The following is a 17,821-nucleotide window of genomic DNA, read 5'->3' on the forward strand; positions in this document are numbered from 1 at the left end:
CAGGGGCGGTCACGCTGTCCGCGGACCAGGAGTCGTTCTCCGTGGCGCTCCTGGGGAGGGAGCTGCAACAGCTCAAGCGCCGTTCCTTCGGGCAACTGAGTGAACAGGAGCTCGGGTAGTCGAGTGCCGGCGTTGGCGGGAATCGCTCGGGCTCTATTCCGCCTCGCTGATCCGCTCTGTTCCGCACTGCTCCGCCCGCACATCCGAGCTGGCAGGATGGAGGGGGTGGATGTTCGGGACGCGAGTGACAGCGTGACTCCGCTGTGTGTCCGACTGCGGCGGCCGGGCGGGATGTTTTGGGGAGCGGGAGCGGCTGATGGCCAGGGGCAGCAACATCGTGCTGAGGGACGTCCTCGACATCAAGGAGGACATCCACGCCGGCGACTTCAAGATCGAACTGTCGAAGGGCTTCACAGGGTCCTCCGCAGGCACGGTCGACGAGTACGTCGTCACCCCGCAGCTGCAGGAGCAGTTCGACACCGCGCTGAAGCTGATCCGTGGTGCCGTGCGGAAAAACAGCTCGTACGCCGCCTACCTGCACGGTTCGTTCGGAGCCGGTAAGAGCCACTTCCTGAGCGTGCTGCACGCCGTGCTCAACGGTGAGCCCGCCACCCGCACCAAGCCCCGGCTGCGCGAGGTGGTCGCCGAGCACGACGAGTGGCTGCGCGGGAAGAAGTTCCTGATGGTCCCCTACCACCTGGTCGGGGCCGCCAACCTGGACTCGGCGCTGCTCGGGGGATACGTCAAGACGGTCCGCGAACGGCACCCCGAGGCGCCCACGGCGCTGGTGTTCAAGGCGGACTCGTTGCTGTCCGACGCCCGCAACCTGCGGGCCTCCCTCGGGGACGACGCCTTCGCTAGGCTGCTGCCCACCGCCGGGACCGGCACCGGGCCTGCAGTGGACGACGAGGACGGGCTGAGCCCGATCGGGGCCGTTGCCGACACCGCGTGGACCTCTGCGGAGCTCGACGCGGCTTTCGCCGCGCCAGACGGGGACGAGCGTCGGGGACAACTGGTGTCCGCCCTGGTCAGCGGGCCCATGAAGGCGTACGCGGACAGCATCCGGGGCGACGCGGCCGCGTACGTGTCCCTGGACGACGGCCTCAGTGCCATGAGCGTGCACGCCCAGTCGCTCGGCTACGACGGCGTGGTGCTCTTCCTCGACGAACTGATCCTGTGGCTGCAGGCCCGAATGCGGGAGCGGACCTTCGTCAACGACGAGATCCAGAAACTCGTCAAGCTGATTGAGTCCAGCAACCCGAACCGGCCGGTGCCGATCGTCTCCTTCATCTCCCGCCAGCGCGACCTCTCCCAGCTGGTCGGCTCCGACATCCTGGGCTCCGACGTGCAGAACATGGAGCAGGCGCTGGAGTACCTCAAGGAGCGCGTCACCGTCGTCGACCTGGAGGACCGCAACCTTCCGGAGATCATCAAGGAGCGGGTGCTCAAGCCCCGGGCCGGGCACGAGCACGCGCTGGACGCCGCCTTCGAGGGAGTCGACCGGTTCAGCCCGCTGGTGAAGGACGTCCTGCTGGACGACGGCGGTGCCACCCACGCGGGCTGGGACGACTTCCGGACCGTCTACCCGCTCTCGCCCGCCCTGCTGAACGTCCTCGTCGCCCTCTCCGGCGCCCTCCAGCGCGAACGGACCGGCCTCAAGCTCGTCCAGCAGCTCCTGGAGAAGAACGCCAACGCCCAGCTCGGGCAGCTGATCCCGCTCGGCGACCTGTGGGACGTCCTGATCGACGGGACCGGGGCGGCCTTCACCGACAAACTGAAGCACGAGTCGGAGGCGGCCCAGCGTTTCCACGCCAAGGCCCGCCTCCACCTGCTGGAGAAGTACGGACGGGACGACCACCCCGACTTCCTCGCCGACGACCGTTTCGTCAAGACCCTGCTGCTGGCCGCGCTCGCCCCCGACGTGCCCGCGCTGCGCCGCCTCACCGGGACCCGGCTCGCTGCCCTCAACCACGGCTCCGTACGGTCGCGGACCGTGCCCGTCGGGCAGAAGGTCATCGACCGGATGCGGGCCCTGCAGGGCGAGTACCCCACTGAACTGCGCGCAGAGGGCGACACCGACCCCGTCTTCTCCCTGCACCTGTCTGACCTGGACGTCGAACCCCTCCTCGACGCCGTCGCCGGCGAGGACAGGTCGGGCGTGCGCCGGGTGTGGCTGCGGGACAGGCTGTGGGAGGAGCTCGGCGTCAGGGAAGGCCAACTCGTCCCCGAGAAGGAGATCATCTGGCACGGAACCCGGCGCACCGCGGAGTTCGTGTTCGGCAACGTACGCGACCCGCGCGACCTGTCGGACGAACAGTTCGCACCGGCTACCCCGGGCAACATCCGCTTCGTCATCGACTACCCCTTCGATGACGACGGCAAGTACCCCACCGACGACTACCAGCGCGTGGTCGAACTCATCAGGGACGGGTACACCGCCGCCACCCTCGTCTGGCTGCCCGACTTCTTCTCCGAGCAGCGCAAGGCCCAGCTCGGCCGGCTCATGCGGATCAACTTCCTGCTGGAGCGCGACCGGCTTGCCGACTACACCCGCAACTATCCGCCGGACGACCGGGCCAAGGCCCGCCGTCAGTTGGAGGTCGGCCGCGAGACCCTCACCCGGACCCTCACCGGCGCGCTCGCCGAGGTGTACGGGATCGCTGAGGTCAAGGACGGAACCAGGGCCGCCGAAGTGGTGGAGGGGCGTCATGTGCTCTGCATGGACCCCCGCTTCCCGCGCCCCCAGCCGGAGGGCGGGAAGCCGTTCGCCGACAACGCGCTGCACCTCGCCGGAGGGTTGCTCGCCGCGCTGTACCCCAAGCACCCCGACTTCGGCCCCCACCACAGCGGCCAGCGCAAAGCCGTCACCACGGGTGAGCTGCGGACGGCCCTGGAGTGGATCACCCGGGCCATGGACGAAGGCGGACGGGCGGAGGTCGACAGCCACCAGCTGAAGACCGTCAAACGCATCGTGGAACCCCTGGAGCTCGGCACCGTCCATGACGGCCCGCTCGTGCTGCGTGCCGACTGGCGCACCCGTATCAAGCAGGCCGCCGCCCAGCACAAGGAACGCGGGCCGCTCAACGTCGAGGATATCCGCGGCTGGATCACCAAGGACCTCGGCTACGACGGCCTCGACAAGCAGACGACGAACCTTCTGATCGCCGCCTACGCGCTGCTCGATGACCGCGCCTGGGTGTATCACTCCGGCCCGGAGACCGCCGCACCCGAGTTCGCCGCGATCGGCCCCGGCTGGGCGCTGCGCTCCCAGCCGCTGCCCAGCGAGGAGGAGTACGCCCGCGCCCGGGACCGCGCCGGGCGGCTCTTCGGAGCCCGTGCCAAGCCCGCCCTGTTCGCCCGGAACGTCAACAAGCTCGCCGAAGAGGTCCGGGACAAGGCTGCGGAGTACGAGAATTTCGTGACGGGGGTCCGTGCCTCACTGGACCAGCACGCGTCGCTGCTGGGCCTCGACGGCGACGCCCCCGCCCCGCGTACGGCGATGCTGCGCGAGGCCGCTGGGGTGCTCGCCCGGCTCAGCCGTCACGGCAGCGACGCGACCGCCCTCGTCCGGGAACTCTCCGGTCTCTCCTACGAGACCCCGGACCGGGACCTGGCCCACACCATGACCACCGCGGAAGCGGTGCTTCAGGCCCTGGACGACGCCGACGCGGCCTGGCGGGTCCTCAAGAACGTCCGGCGCCTCAGCGACCGCGACGACAGCCTGGGCGACCGGGCACGCCGGCTGCTGACCCAGGTCGCCGAGGCGGCCCGGGCCTCCGAGTTCGAGCGCTCGCTGGTACCCGTGCTCGGCGGCGTCCCGGAGACCGGTATGGCCATCGTGGAGGCGGCCCTTCATGTGGAGCAAGCGGCCCCTCAGCCGCCGTCCCCTGTTCCCGGGCCGGACCGGATTCCCCTTTCGCAGCACGGGAACCCGCCCGTGTCTTCCGACCCCGCACTCCCCCCGGCGGTGCCGAAGCCCCAGCAGCCACAGGGAGAGGCCGGCCCGGGCACACAGTCCGCCCGTCGGGTCATTGCCTCCGGCCCCTCCCCGCTGGAGTCACTGCTCAGCGACGAGCTGGGCGCCGTTCGCGCGGAGATCGAGCAGTTCCGCGCCATCCACCCGGACACCTCGGTGGAGATCATCTGGCGTGCGGTGAAGAACGGCGACGAGCAGAACGCGGAAGAGGGCAACTGATGGCCGTACGCCCCGCCGCCGGCCGACGCGCCATCGAGGTGCTCCTGGAGAGTGAACTCCCGCACGCGGAGGGCCGGAGACTGGTCCTGGTCGACGCCACCTACGAAGGAGGGGACAGGGAAACCGAGTTCACCGTCCAGATCAACGGACGCAAGCGCCAGGTGCGCATCACCGAGCAGAACTCCCCGCTAGGCATCGTCGACGCTTGGCAGCGCCACCGGTCCCAGGAGGACCCGGATGGCGACAGCGTCCTCGTCGTCACCGGCGCGGTCCCCGCCGACCAGATCGGCTGGGACCTACGCGCCCACGCCGTACGCAGGCGTTCCCTCGCCGTCGACCCGGCGGACGTCGTCAAGCAGCTCTTCGGCGCCGCGGATCTCGACGCCCGGATGGCCGGCGAGAAGTGGCTCCTGGACGCCCTGCTCGAAGCCGAACCCGCGGATCACTGGCCGCGCAGCGGAGCCGTACTCACCCGCGACCGTGCCGTACGGGCCCTGCTCGCCGCCCGGCTCGGACTCGGCGACACCACATCCGACACCCTGGACTTCGACGCCGACACGCTTTTCGCCTGGACACGAACCGGCGCAGGACCTGTCCTGTTCGCCGCACTGCCGGCTGCCGAACGAGCCGGCCTCAGCGAGTGGCTGGAGGAGACCGTCGGGCCGGCCGCGCCCACACTCCTCGCGCTGGCCGCCGACCAGCGAGGTGCCGACGCACTTCCGCTGGGCGCGCTCGCATCGGCGGCGCTCGCCGCCTCCTCGGCGGAGGCCGCCGGATTCGCCCTGGGCACCCTGTACGGCTCGGCCCTCGCCTCCTTCGACGCGTTGCGGCCCTTCGCCGACGCCGCGACCGGAGTCGTCACCCGCTGGATCGCCCAGGCCGAAAGTAACAGTGCGCACGGGACCGAGGCGCGCAGCCGCGTCCTCGCTGTACTCGACCGGGCCGATCAGCTCGCCGCCGACGCCCGGCTCAGCCCGCTCATCGGCACCGACCGCATGCTGCCTTCCGGCTACCGCGCCAGGCTGCGCGCACTCGCCGCCACCCTCGACGGCGATGTCGCGCACGCCGAGACCGCCCTGCGTGAACTCACCGAACACCAGCTCTCCGAGCTGAACGCCGAGTCCACGGACATGGCACGCACCGCCGTACGCCTGGTGCGCTGGCTCAACGCACCGATGGCGAAGACGGGGTCGACGGGCCAGGCCGTGCAGGAGCACATGGCCTCGGCGGGCTGGGCCGACCTGGCCGTCGGAATCCTGTCCGAGGGCGACACTTCACTCGACACCGCCGTCGGCGAGGCCTACCACCGGCTGATAGGGGCAGTCCGCGAGCGGCGCACCCTCCTCGACGAGGAATTCGCCCACACCCTCGCCGACTGGACGGAGATCGCGTCCCAGCAGTCGACCGGGGGCGCGCTCCTCATCGAGAACGTGCTCGCCGAAGCAGTGGCGCCGCTCGCCCGCGACGGAGGCCGGCCGCTCATCCTCGTGCTCGACGGCATGAGCGCGGACGTCGCCGTCCAGCTCGCCGGTGAACTGGACCGCAGGGTGTGGACCGAAGTGATCCCCAAGCCACGCCCCGGCAAGGAGGCGGCCCGCCAAGCGGCCGTATCCATGCTGCCGTCCCTCACCACGATCAGCAGGGCATCACTCCTGAGCGGCGAACCAGCCCAGGGCGGGCAGAGCGTGGAACGCACCGGGTTCGTCACGTTCTGGCGCAAGCGTCACCGTGTCGCCCACCTCTTCCACAAGGGCGGCTACGAAGGACCACCGGGACACCGCCTGGCCCCCGAACTGCTGGACACCCTCGCGTCCGACGCCGTCGTCGCCGTCGTCGTCAACACCATCGACGACGCGCTGGCAGACGGCCGCGAAGGCGCCCGCGGCCGGTGGAACATCGGCGACATCGCCAAACTCTCCGACCTGCTCAACGCGGCACGCGACTACGGCCGCCCCGTCGTCCTCGTCTCCGACCACGGCCATGTCCTGGACCGCACCCCGCGCGGCTACCAGCAGACCGATGCAGAAGGGGTGGGAGGCGCCCGCTGGCGCACCGGTACCCCGCAGCAGGGGGAGATCACACTGGCAGGCCCCCGTGTCCTCGCGGGCGGCGGACAGATCATCGCCGCCTGGCGGGACGATCTGCGCTACACCGGCAGACAGGCCGGATACCACGGCGGTGCCGCTCTCGCAGAGGTCACCGTTCCCGTGATCACCGTCGTCCCGTCCGCCGAACTGATCCCGGCCGGCTGGACACTGCTGCCCGCGGAACGCACCGCTCCGAACTGGTGGCGAGGCGGCGGCGACGCCGCGCCCGTGCCGGCCGGCTCCGCAGCCCCCGCAGAAAAGCCGCGCGGAAGGAAGACGGCGCAGGCCCCGCAGGGCGAAGGCATCTTCATGCTGCCCGGACAGGGCACGCTCGGCGAACAGGCCGTGCAGTCCACCCTGTTCAAGGCGCAGCGTGAGTTCGTCCGTCTCGCCCCGACGGAGAAGGCCGTCGCCGCAGTTCTCGATGCCCTGCTCGCAGCAGGCGGAAAGCTCTCCCCGGGCGCGGTGGCCGCCGCCGCACAGGCCGCCACCGGCAAGTCGCAGCGCAACCCGGAGCGCTTCGTGACCGTCCTGGAGCGGCTGCTGAACATCGACGGATACCCCGTACTCCAGCTCATCGAATCCGGGCGGACCGTTCAGCTCGACAAGTCTCTGCTTCAGCAGCAGTTCCTTGGGGGCGCCGCATGACCACCGAGGCCTCGGAGATCAGCACGGCACGCCGGCGCGACGTGATCGACGCCCTGCGGCGCGGAACGGTGCCACAGTCCGGGCTCGGACTGTTCGCCGTAGGCCTGAACCGCTTCGAAGCCACTCTCGACGACGACCTGGGTACCGTCGCCCGCGGCGGCTCCGCCTTCCACGCCCTGCGCGGCGAGTACGGCTCCGGCAAGACCTTCTTCGCCCGCTGGCTCGCCGAACGCGCCAAGCGGCGCGGTCTCGCCGTCAGCGAAGTGCAGATCTCCGAGACCGAGACCCCGCTGCACCGGCTGGAGACTGTCTACCGCAGGCTCACCGAACGCCTCACCACCGCAACCCACCAGCCCTCCGCCCTCCGGTCGGTGATCGACTCCTGGTTCTACGCGCTGGAGGAAGAAGTCCTCGACGGAGGTGACATCTCCGAGGACGACGAGGACGCTCTGGCCGAGGCCGTCGACGAACTGCTGGAGCGCCGCCTCGCCGATGTCGCCCGCACCACACCGGCCTTCTCCGCTGCGCTGCGTGGCTACCGCCAGGCCGTTGCCGCGGGCGACGGCGCCCGGGCCGAGGCGCTCATCGCCTGGCTCGGCGGCCAGAAGTCCGTGGCCGCCTCCGCGAAACGCGCCGCGGGTATCCGGGGCGACCTCGACCACTTCGGCGCCCTCGGGTTCCTCCAGGGGCTTCTCACCGTCCTGCGGGACTGCGGGCACCCCGGCCTCCTGCTCGTACTCGACGAAGTCGAAACCCTGCAACGGGTGCGCGGCGACGTACGCGAGAAGTCCCTCAACGCGCTCCGCCAGCTTCTCGACGAGATCGACGCCGGACGCTTCCCTGGCCTGTTCCTCGTCATCACCGGCACCCCCGCCTTCTACGACGGTCAGCAAGGCGTCCAACGTCTCGCGCCTCTCGCCCAGCGCCTCGCCACTGACTTCACCACCGATCCCCGCTTCGACTCCCCGCGCGCCGTACAACTGCGCCTGGCAGGCTTCGACCTGGAGTCCCTGGCCGAACTGGGCGCCAAAGTGCGCGACGTCTATGCAGGGGCAGCCCGCCACCCCGAACGGCTGGCCGCGCGCGTCGACGACGCTTACCTCGGGGAACTGGCCCGCGCGGTCACCGGGTCGCTCGGAGGGAAGGTCGGTATCGCCCCGCGCCTGTACCTGCGCAAGCTCGTCGCCGATGTGATGGACAGGGTCGACGAGTTCGAGGAATTCGATCCACGCGCCCACTACGCCCTCACTCTGAGCAGTTCCGAGCTGAATGAGACCGAACGCAGCGCGGCCACCGGCGCGGGAGACATCGAACTGGATCTGCCATGACGGAATCGGCCGACCCCTTCGATCTCCTCGACCCCGTTCTCGGCCACCACATCGTCAACACCCTCGGCTGGCGCTCCCTGCGTGCCCTGCAGGAAGAGGCCGTCGAGGCGCTCCTCAGCGGCGAGGACGCGGTACTGCTGGCGCCCACCGCAGGCGGAAAGACCGAAGCCGCAGCCTTCCCGCTGCTCACCCGTATGAACCGGCGCGGCTGGAAGGGCACCAGCGTGCTCTACGTGTGCCCGCTCAAGGCCCTGCTCAACAACCTCCACCCCCGCCTGGAGACGTACGCGGACTGGCTGGGCCGCACGGCCTCGCTCTGGCACGGCGACATCACTACCGGCAAACGGCGCCGCATCCTCGCGCAGCGCCCGGACATCCTCCTCACCACTCCCGAGTCGCTGGAGTCGATGCTGGTCAGCACGCATGTCGACCACCAGGCCTTCTTCTCGGGGCTGAACGCTGTCGTGGTCGACGAGGTGCACGCCTTCGCGGGTGACGACCGGGGCTGGCACCTGCTGGCCGTACTGGAGCGCCTGAGCCGCGTCGTTGGCCACCCCCTCCAGCGGATCGGTCTGTCCGCGACGGTCGGCAACCCCGACGAACTGCTGGCGTGGCTCCAGGGCTCCGGACACGGCCGCCGCCCGGCCCGGGTGGTCGCGCCCCACCTTCGCGAACGACCGGCGGACGGAGCGGCTCCCCTCGCGCCGCCCCCCGGCGACATCGAACTCGACTACGTCGGATCCGTCGCGAACGCCGCCACCGTCATCGCGGCCCTGCACCGAGGCGAGAAGAGGCTGGTTTTCTGCGAGAGCCGCCGCACCGTCGAGGAGCTGGGCGAGCAACTGCGGCTGAAGGGCGTGACGACATTCCTGTCCCACGCCTCTCTTTCCGTGGACGAGCGGCGGCGCGCCGAAACCGCGTTCGCCGAAGCCCGAGACTGTGTGATCGTGTCCACCAGCACGCTGGAACTGGGCATCGACGTCGGAGACCTGGACCGAGTTATCCAGCTCGACGCACCGGCAACCGTCGCCTCCTTCCTTCAGCGTCTCGGGCGTACCGGCCGCCGCCCCGGCACCGCACGCAACTGCCTCTTCCTCGCGCTCGACGCCGAAGGCCTGCTCTCCGCGGCTGCGCTCCTCCTGCAGTGGTCCCGCGGCTGGGTGGAAACAGTCGTCGCTCCTCCCGAGCCGCGCCACTTGGTTGCCCAGCAGCTCCTGGCTCTGTGCCTGCAGGAGCACCGGGTGGGCGAGAACCTGTGGCAGGAGTGGTGGGGCGGCATCGGGCCTTTCGGGCCGGGAGCAGCCCCCGTCGTACGTCACCTCGTGGAGCAGGGGTATCTGGACCAGGACGGTGGGCTGCTGTTCGTCGGTCCGGAAGCCGAACGCCGTTACGGGCACCGCCACTTCATGAACCTGACGGCCGTTTTTACAGCCCCGCCCGAGTTCACCGTCCTTAACGGTCGGTCCGAGATCGGCCGCACCGACCCCGACCTGCTGACAGAAGAGATCGAGGGCCCCCGCAAACTATTGCTCGCGGGCCGCAACTGGCTGGTGACGTATATCGACTGGCGCCGCAAGCGCTGCTTTGTGGAACCGACCGACGGGGGCGGACGCGCCCGATGGAACGGTTTCGGCGCGGACCGGATCCGCTCGTTCGCCCTCACCCGGGCCGCTCGAGACGTCCTCCTCGGCGAGGACCCGCCAGTGCGCCTGACCAAGAGGGCCACGGCCCAGCTCGCCGAGGCGCGGGACACGTACTTGCACAGCGTCCACCCCGGAGGGACAGTCATCACCCGGCACACCGACGGCGACATCCGCTGGTGGACCTGGGCCGGCCACCGCGCCAACGCCACCCTGGCCGCCTCGATGGCCTCCGTCGTGGCCCCGCGTCGGCGTGTCAACGACCAGTGGATCAAGCTCCGCGAAGACCTCACCAGTGAGGGCTGGCAGGTCGCCCTCACTGGTACAGGGACGGGGCTGTGCCTGCCCGAGGTCGACGGCAGCGCGGTTCGTGGCCTCAAGTTTGGAGAAGCTCTCCCGCCCCGCTTGGCCGAAGCCACCCTCGCCGCACGTACCGGGGACGAGGAGGGAGCCGGCAAGGTCCTTGCTGAGTCCGTGCGTTTTGTCATGCTCACCAGTGAGTAGTCACCGACGCTCCCCGTCGTTCCTTCGGCGCGCCAGGGCTGGAGTGGGCCGCTTCGACGACGCGTTCGGTCGATGGGGCGACTTCCCTCGAGGCGCCATATCACGCCGTGTGCGGATCTGCCTCAATTTCCTTCAAAGCTAGGCAAGTTGATTGGCTATCTGGTGTGGTTGTAGCAACGTTGCTGAAAGCTTGTTGCAACCTATCTTGGGGGACTTGTGTCGGTCACTGGAGACGTAGGCGCTGTGCAGCTCGGTCATCGGCTAGCTCAACTGCGCGAGCGAACCGGAATGAAGCAGGCAGAATTGGCTCGGCAGGTTGCCTGGAGTCAGGCAGTTCTCTCGCGGATCGAGGCCGGCGAACGTGCCGTCGCTGACGATGAACTCCAGGCCCTCCTGGCGGCTATTGGTACTCAGGAAGCCTCAGAATTGGCGGCCACTCTTGAACGGACCTGGAAGCACCTCCCGCGCCCGGCGCTCGACCATCCGGATCAGTACCTACTGTGGGAGGCCGAGCAACGCGCTGTGTCCTTGGCTGAACTCTCCGTCGTGCCCCACGCGCACCCGGCCTTCCAGCAGCGACTGAAGGAATATGTCGAAGAGATCTGTCACCGTGCGGAGCTTCTGCTCCGTCGTGAACACCGAATCGCCTTCATCGGCAACATCGGAATCGGCAAGTCGACAGCAATCTGCCGAGCGACAGCGCTTGAGGTACCAGGCCGTCAGGGGCGCCCAGTGCCTGTTCTCGAGGCAGGTGCTGGAGGCGTCACGTTGTGCGAGGTGCACCTCGGCACCGGACCCGGGTACGGCGTCATTGTCGTACCACGCACACACGACGACATCCGTGCCGATGTGACTGACTTCGTTGATCAGTTGCTGCAGGCGAATCACACCTCGACCGAATCGACCGATGGCGAGACGGTCCAGGCCGTTCCACGGGAGATCGAGCGCGCGATTCGCAACATGGCAGGCCTTCAGCGAAAGAGGTCTAAAGACGCCGAAGGAAAGCGCACGGACCCAGCAAAGACACTTGCAGCCGAGACGTCGTCCAAGCGAGACCTCGTGGTCGAAGTGCTGACGAGGATGGGCCTTCATCGAAGGGACCGACGCGAAGAGTGGTTCCAGCCCTCGCTCGCCTCGAACCCTCTGGAATGGATGAAGGCCACGTTTGAGCAGATTAATAATGGCCGACACCCAGAGTTTTCCCTTCCCGCTCGCATCGATCTCATCGTTCCGAATCTGGTGCAGATCGAGGACCTCGAAATTAGCATGATTGACACGAGGGGAATTGATCAGCTAACTGCACGGGCCGATCTGGAATCACACCTGGAGGACCCGCACACGGTTGCGATCTTGTGTTCTGGGTTCAATGAGGCCCCGGGGCCTTCGGTTCAGCACTTGCTCAAGCGGGCGCGGGAGATCGACAATAGGCAGATCGAGTCAAACTGTGGTGTCCTCGTCTTGCCGCGTCCCGATGAGGCGGCGGCGGTAAAAGATGAATCAGGGCTCCTCGTCGAGTCGAATGAGGAAGGGTATGAACTTAAGCGGGAGCAGGTCAGCGCGGCGCTCAATGCCTATCGCTTGAGTGATCTACCCATCGACTTTTTCAATGCCTTTGAAGATGATCCTGCCCGGCTTAAAGAGTTCCTTCGTGGGCGAGTACTGCATACCCGCGGCGAGTTCAAGAGGCAATTGTGTAACGTTCTGATGCAAGCTCAGAGCCTGCTTGACAACGTCGAGAAGGAACAAGTGCAAGAAGTTCAGCGCGAAGCAGGCCGACAACTGTCTATTTGGATCGATCTGAATTCGGCACCGGTAAAGTTTGATGGTCACGTCCACGACGACTTGCTTGACGAAATCGCTTCAGCCCACGTCAGCACGGTGAATGCGGCAGTCCACCGCGAGGGTGAGTGGCGGTCGCTGAGTTATTCACACCAACTCGGCCACGGGGCCCGTCGGCTTGCAGTGGAAGCACTGCAGGACGTGGTCACTGGATTCACGAGCACAAATGAGATGCTATGCGTCTCTCATTCTGGAGCTGGAGAATTGTTGGCACAAGCCTCACGACTGTTGACTACAGCTTACGAAGAACTCCTGCGTAGAATTCAACTCGCCAGTGTCACTCTCTATCGAGAGCAGTTTAAACAGGATCCTCACCTCTGGCATGATAGTGCGGAGGAATGGGGGAAGGGGCCCGGATACCGCAAGCGCATCTTGGATCACAATCGCAAGTGGTTCCAGCACGCTGCCCGTCAAGAGCTCGAGGTGCAGCTTGAGGCGATGCTCGCCCGCGAGTGGACTGGACTTCTCACCCGTGTTCGAGCGATCTTCGAGGGCGCGTGACCAATTAGGTGACAGCGCTAACACCGATTTTGCATGAGTCCTCGGCAGTTCTCTGTCGAGGACGTTGTGTTCGGTGGGCGTAGCTTTTTTGGGGGTTGGGCAAGAGAGGGCCAGGCCGTTGCGCCGGGTGGGTGCCGGTCTTAACGGGTTCGTCAGGCTGAGAAGGCCGTCGGGACGGTGGGATCGCTGAATAGGCGGTCACGAGGTCGTTGACCGTGTGTGATGGCTGCGATTCAGTGGCGGGGCAATTCGCGGTGGAGCATCTCGGCTCGGTCCACGCGGACGTGGAAAGCGTTCGTGATAAGGGCTGGTCCGGTCTGGCAACTGAGTCGGCGGTACCGGATCCGATGCAGCGTTGCTACTTCACATCTTTGGCCAGGACGGCGACGGCGACCTTGCCCACCACCGTCGTCAGGACGTAGTTGGTTGAGCTACTGAAAGCGACACCTACGCCGGCTGGTATCGCCTTAGCCATAGCCTTCTGGGTGAAGGTGATGGATATCCGCTTGAACAACTGCTTGATCGTGATCAAGGCGGGGCCTCGCAGGTACTGGTAGACCAGCTTCTCGGCGATCTTCAGGACCGCTGCCTTGCCGCCCTTCGCCGCCATCTGTTCTGCCGAACCCGCCAACGCGAGCACGAAGGCGAGGTGCTTCTTGTCCTCACTGCTCAGCTCGGTCTCGTACACCTCAACCAGGCACATGCACATGTCGACCTGGAGCTTGAGCACCACGGCGATATCAGTGACACCGCCACCCAAGACTGCGACCGCCGTCCCGACCCCCGGAATGACGCTCGGGGCTGCGGTGACCGCTCCAGCGGCTGCCGAAAGTTTGGAGTACCGGCCAATGATCTTGGAAGCGATCCGGCGCTTGTCCTCCAGACTCTTGGGCTCCCGCTTGAACTTGGCCTCGAATGTCGCACGGTAACCGCCCACGAGCTCAGTGGCCGCCTCCGGCGTGATGGCGATCATCTCGACGGCCTTCTGGAGCCGAGACGGTTCGAGCTCGTCTGCCGCGTGGTTCACTATTTCCCCTCCAGATCCGTTGCACCTCACGAAGAGGACAACTTGCACTGCGCACAGCCTTGTGTGCAGAAATCCAGTGACATGTGCGGCCTATCCCCGAGCCTGACTTTCACGAGTTCGGTCTCGCGGTGGGCCAGGCGAGGAATGGCCGCGGCTGATCCATCGCCGCATAGCCGAAGAGCGTTGCGCCGCTCCAACAGGGCACACTGCCCCGCGGCAGTCTTCGACCTGCCATCCACCAACCGATCGACCATGCGCATCACGTGCCGCTCCACCGAAAGCGGATAGCGGCCCGCGGCGACGTCCAGGCGCGAACTGCTCCATGCCGGGCCCTCACCGCTCTGGCAGCGGGCTCTGCCGCCGGTTGGGCCGCCACGGACTCAGGCATGGAACCTCGAGTCGCCCGAGGGGCGCTTGGAACCGCACACGACGATCGACTCCCTGCGGTCAACGGCAGGGAAGCATCGACCCACCCGGTCCGTCGCGAAATCCCCTCCCACGCTCCGCCCCCAATACCGTTCAACGAATCGTGATCGCGGGCCGCCATTCTTACGCATCTTCCGTGCGTAGATACGGTCCTTGCCCAGTAATCTGCCGCAATGGGACCCGAGTTCGTGGTGCCCTCGCTACCGTGATCCGGGTCCGGCGGTGCGTCGGTTCAGCCGACCCGTACGGATTGAGGCTGCCCGGGTGTGGTCCAGCACAGCGCGTTGTAGCCAGTGTGTCTCCGCGCTCCGGCCCAGCCCGTGGTCACAAACTGGTGTGCTGTTGCCGATGTTCCAGTGAGGCCCGCGCGCACTACCGTCAGGGATGGTGACGAACTCCGCGGTGCTGGAGTTGGTGCCCATATGGGAGATGGAGTGTGCCGATCCGGAGTTCCTGAGCCGAAGGGCGCCAACGTACGGCGTGTGATGTTGGCGCAGAGCAGCCGGAACACCGCTCTGGAGATGGCGCTGAGACGGGCGTTGCATGCGCTGGGCTTCCGCTATCGCGTTGACCTGCCGCTTCCGGGCATGCGTCGTCGACGTTCGGACCTGACGTTCGTGGTGGCGCACCGTGGTGTTCGTGCAGGGGGTGCTTCTGGCATGCCTGCCCGCAGCACATGCACGTGCCGGTGCACAATGCGGAGTGGTGGCGCGAAAAGTTCGAGGGCAACGTTCGACGGGACACCGATACGGCCACCCGCCTCGTCCGGATGGGGTTGGTGCCCATACGGATCTGGGAACACGAGGTCACCGACGCAGCGGTGGGCAAGGTGGTACGTGCCCTCGCCGAACAGGGCCATCCGCAGGCTCTGCAAATCCTGGGCGCTGCCGCGCCGACGAGCGTGTAGACCTCTGTAGGTGTGCCGTACACATGGTCGGGAAATGATCTCCGAGTGGTTGGGAAAGGTCAGAACGGAGCCTCCGTAGGTGCAGGTCAGCCCCACCCGCGAACGGCCCACCGCAATTAAGAGCCCCACCGGATTCGTCCGGTGGGGCTCTTGCCTTGCCTGCTCGCTCCCTCCCCCGTGGCGCCCTTTCCGTGATGTCGCGCGCGTCACAGGGCCTTGGCGAAGCAGCGGCTCAGTTCCTCGAAGCGGTAGTGGCCGAACTTGTTGCAGGGCGTGTAGCCGCTCGACGCGTAGAGAGCGATGGCCTCCGGCTGCTTGAGGCCCGTCTCCAGGACCATGCGGGAACGGCCGGCGGCGCGGGCGTCGTCCTCCAGGGCCGCGAGTATGCGCCGGGCCAGACCCAGCCCCCGGGCCTCGGGTGTGACGTACATCCTCTTCAGCTCGGCGTCGCCGTCCGAATATCCCTCGTCGTTCTGCTCCTGGGTGCGCCAGCCGCCGGTGGCGAGCGGGGTGCCCCCGTCGTCGTACGCGATCAGGTAGAGGCCGCGCGGGGCGTCGAACATCGTCGGGTCGAGCGGGGTGACGTCGCCGTCGTCGCCGTAGCGCTCGGCGTATTCGAGCTGGACGCGGTCGTTCAGCTTGATCGCGTCGGGGTGCCCGAAGGAGACGCGCTGGAGGGTGGGCGCCATGGGCTGAATAGTCATGCTGAGTATCGTATCTCTATGCTGGTGAATGCGGCTGTCCTTTCAAGTGTGCCGGTATGGTGCCCCGGTGCTGACTGTGACGAGTGTCAACGTGAACGGACTGCGGGCCGCCGCCAAGAAGGGCTTCGTGGAGTGGCTGGCCGGGACCTCCGCGGATGTCCTGTGCCTCCAGGAGGTGCGGGCGGAGCCCCAGCAGCTGCCCGACGAGGTGCGCGAGCCCGAGGGGTGGCACGTCGTGCACGCCCCCGCCGGCGCGAAGGGGCGGGCCGGTGTGTCGCTCTACACACGCCGTGAGCCGGAGCGCGTACAGATCGGCTTCGGGTCCGAGGAGTTCGACGGGAGCGGGCGGTACGTGGAGGTGGACCTCCCCGGCGTCGTCGTCGCCAGCCTCTATCTGCCCTCCGGCGAGGTCGGGACCGAGCGTCAGGACGAGAAGATCCGCTTCATGGGCGAGTTCCTGGCCTATCTGAAGGGCCTGCGCGAGCGGGCCGCCGCCGAGGGTCGCGAGGTGCTCGTGTGCGGCGACTGGAACATCGCCCACCGCGAGGCCGACCTCAAGAACTGGAAGTCCAACAAGAAGAACTCCGGCTTCCTCCCCGAGGAGCGTGACTGGCTCGGGCAGGTCCTCGACGAGGCAGACGGCGGCTACGTCGACGTGGTGCGCTCCCTGCACCCCGACGAGGAGGGCCCGTACTCGTGGTGGTCGTACCGGGGGCGGGCTTTCGACAATGATTCAGGGTGGAGGATCGACTACCACCTTTCGACGCCGGGGCTCGCCGGGCGGGCGGTCAAGGGGTTCGTCGAGCGGGCCGCCACGCATGACGAGCGGTGGTCGGACCACGCGCCGGTGACCGTCGTCTACGAGTAGGCCTCTGAGGCGCGAGCAGGCCCGCGCCACAAAGTCCGGTAGAGGGCTGTCCCCGCGTCCGAGCGGCGTGGCAGATTTCGGCGTGTGCGTGACGAGTGGTCCGAGTGGTCAACTGGCAACGTTGCGGGGGGACTTCATGTCCGTTCTTCCTTCCAGGCGTCGTGTGCTGCTCGGGGCCGCCGGGGCCGGGGTTGCGGCTGTGGTGGCGCCGGGGGCGGCTCGCGCGGTGGCCTCGGGGGCACCCGCGGTCATGGTCACCGAGCAGGCGAGCAAGCGGATCCTCGTGCTCGATCCGGGGCGGACCGTCTGGGATCCGGCGGTCGATCCGTCCTGTGTGCGGTGGCAGTTCTCGCCCGTCGGGGACCCGCGCTATCGGGATCTCGTGCCGGACGAGAGCTGGGTGTACCCCGCCGAGGCGAAGGTCCGGGTTCATCGCGGGCGGACGTATCTGCTGACCGCGGCGTCCTTCGGGTTCGCGGCCGTCGTCTCGTATCCGTCGGGGCGGCGGTACTGGGGTGCGACGCTCGGGCCCGGCGACGATCTCCTCAACCCCCACAGCATCGAGATCCTGCCGGACGGGAACGTGGCCGTCGCGTGCAGTACGGGGGCGCTCGTCAGGCTCTACGCCGCGTCGCTCGGCCCGCACGCCCAGCGGTTCGCCGAGGTGGCGCTGAAGGGTGCGCACGGGCTGCACTGGGACGCCCGGCGTGAGGTGCTGTGGGCGCTGGGCGACGACGAGCTGGTCGTGTACCGGGTGGGTGGCAGTCGGGTGCGGCCCGCGCTGACGCGGCTGTCGTCGGTGGGGCTGCCGGTCGCCAAGCCGGGGAAGTCGCCCGGCGGGCACGACCTGTTCCCGGTGGCGGGGCACCCGGGGCGGCTGTGGGTGACCACGAGCGCTTCCGTGTTCCAGTACGACATCGCGGGCGGGGCCTTCGTGCAGGACTTCGCCGGTGCGGCCGAGATCGTGCGGCCCGGGGTGAAGTCGATCGGGGACGATCCGCGGACCGGGCAGGCGCTCAGTACGGTGCCGGAGAGCGGCCTGGGTGAGACGTGGTGGACGACGAGGGTGGGCGTGCACCGGCCGCCGGGCTCGTACACCCTCGTCAACGGCGGGATCTACAAGGCGCGTTGGTGGTTGCCGAGGTAG

Annotated in this window: 10 protein-coding genes; 8 read left to right on the forward strand and 2 right to left on the reverse strand. The window is 67.8% G+C overall.

Features of this window, described 5'->3' with window-relative positions; all coding sequences use genetic code 11:
* Positions 1–316: 316 nt before the first annotated feature.
* From OG758_RS28445 to OG758_RS28465, 5 genes are all read left to right on the forward strand, one after another.
* Positions 317–4,195, forward strand: a complete 3,879-nt coding sequence (locus OG758_RS28445; protein ID WP_326712555.1) for a hypothetical protein — start codon at positions 317–319, stop codon at positions 4,193–4,195.
* Positions 4,195–6,930 carry a BREX-2 system phosphatase PglZ gene (gene pglZ, locus OG758_RS28450; protein ID WP_326712556.1) on the forward strand — a complete coding sequence of 912 codons (2,736 nt, stop codon included), beginning with the start codon at positions 4,195–4,197 and terminating at the stop codon, positions 6,928–6,930. Before OG758_RS28445 ends, pglZ begins: the two co-directional genes overlap by 1 nt.
* On the forward strand, positions 6,927–8,258 hold the full coding sequence (gene brxD, locus OG758_RS28455) for a BREX system ATP-binding protein BrxD (RefSeq protein WP_326712557.1): 1,332 nt from the start codon (positions 6,927–6,929) through the stop codon (positions 8,256–8,258). The genes pglZ and brxD overlap by 4 nt, the downstream gene beginning before the upstream one ends.
* The gene (locus tag OG758_RS28460; protein WP_326712558.1) at positions 8,255–10,402 is read left to right on the forward strand and encodes a DEAD/DEAH box helicase; all 2,148 of its coding nucleotides are present in this window, start codon (positions 8,255–8,257) and stop codon (positions 10,400–10,402) included. The genes brxD and OG758_RS28460 overlap by 4 nt, the downstream gene beginning before the upstream one ends.
* 243 nt (positions 10,403–10,645) lie before the next feature.
* The gene (locus tag OG758_RS28465) at positions 10,646–12,742 is read left to right on the forward strand and encodes a helix-turn-helix domain-containing protein (RefSeq protein ID WP_326712559.1); all 2,097 of its coding nucleotides are present in this window, start codon (positions 10,646–10,648) and stop codon (positions 12,740–12,742) included.
* A gap of 358 nt (positions 12,743–13,100) precedes the next feature.
* On the opposite strand, the gene OG758_RS28470 is transcribed toward OG758_RS28465, so the two are convergent.
* The gene (locus OG758_RS28470; protein ID WP_326712560.1) at positions 13,101–13,769 is read right to left on the reverse strand and encodes a hypothetical protein; all 669 of its coding nucleotides are present in this window, start codon (positions 13,767–13,769) and stop codon (positions 13,101–13,103) included.
* Positions 13,770–14,871: 1,102 nt separating this feature from the next.
* Here OG758_RS28470 and OG758_RS28475 point away from each other — a divergent pair.
* Positions 14,872–15,102 carry a hypothetical protein gene (locus tag OG758_RS28475; protein ID WP_326712561.1) on the forward strand — a complete coding sequence of 77 codons (231 nt, stop codon included), beginning with the start codon at positions 14,872–14,874 and terminating at the stop codon, positions 15,100–15,102.
* 206 nt (positions 15,103–15,308) lie between these two features.
* Here the strand turns inward: OG758_RS28475 and OG758_RS28480 are convergent, their stop codons facing one another.
* Positions 15,309–15,806, reverse strand: coding sequence for a GNAT family N-acetyltransferase (locus tag OG758_RS28480; RefSeq protein WP_326712562.1), 498 nt, complete (start codon positions 15,804–15,806; stop codon positions 15,309–15,311).
* 46 nt (positions 15,807–15,852) lie between these two features.
* On the opposite strand from OG758_RS28480, the gene OG758_RS28485 reads away from it, so the two are divergent.
* Positions 15,853–16,674 (forward strand): exodeoxyribonuclease III, encoded by an 822-nt coding sequence (locus OG758_RS28485; RefSeq protein ID WP_227300393.1) that lies wholly within the window; start codon positions 15,853–15,855, stop codon positions 16,672–16,674.
* A 136-nt stretch (positions 16,675–16,810) separates the two neighbouring features.
* Entirely contained in the window at positions 16,811–17,821 is a 1,011-nt protein-coding gene (locus tag OG758_RS28490; RefSeq protein WP_326712563.1) for a DUF6528 family protein, read from the forward strand.

Origin of the sequence: Streptomyces sp. NBC_01474, assembly GCF_035918215.1 — a bacterium.
In the GTDB taxonomy this organism is placed as follows: Bacteria; Actinomycetota; Actinomycetes; order Streptomycetales; family Streptomycetaceae; genus Streptomyces; species Streptomyces aureus.

Bases quoted from the DNA above. Each gene is read 5' to 3' on its own strand.
- brxD (WP_326712557.1), top strand. From the start codon at position 6,927: ATGACCACCGAGGCCTCGGAGATCAGCACGGCACGCCGGCGCGACGTG.
- OG758_RS28490 (WP_326712563.1), top strand. From the start codon at position 16,811: ATGTCCGTTCTTCCTTCCAGGCGTCGTGTGCTGCTCGGGGCCGCCGGG.
- pglZ (WP_326712556.1), top strand. From the start codon at position 4,195: ATGGCCGTACGCCCCGCCGCCGGCCGACGCGCCATCGAGGTGCTCCTG.
- OG758_RS28445 (WP_326712555.1), top strand. From the start codon at position 317: ATGGCCAGGGGCAGCAACATCGTGCTGAGGGACGTCCTCGACATCAAG.
- OG758_RS28460 (WP_326712558.1), top strand. From the start codon at position 8,255: ATGACGGAATCGGCCGACCCCTTCGATCTCCTCGACCCCGTTCTCGGC.
- OG758_RS28475 (WP_326712561.1), top strand. From the start codon at position 14,872: ATGCACGTGCCGGTGCACAATGCGGAGTGGTGGCGCGAAAAGTTCGAG.
- OG758_RS28480 (WP_326712562.1), bottom strand. From the start codon at position 15,806: ATGACTATTCAGCCCATGGCGCCCACCCTCCAGCGCGTCTCCTTCGGG.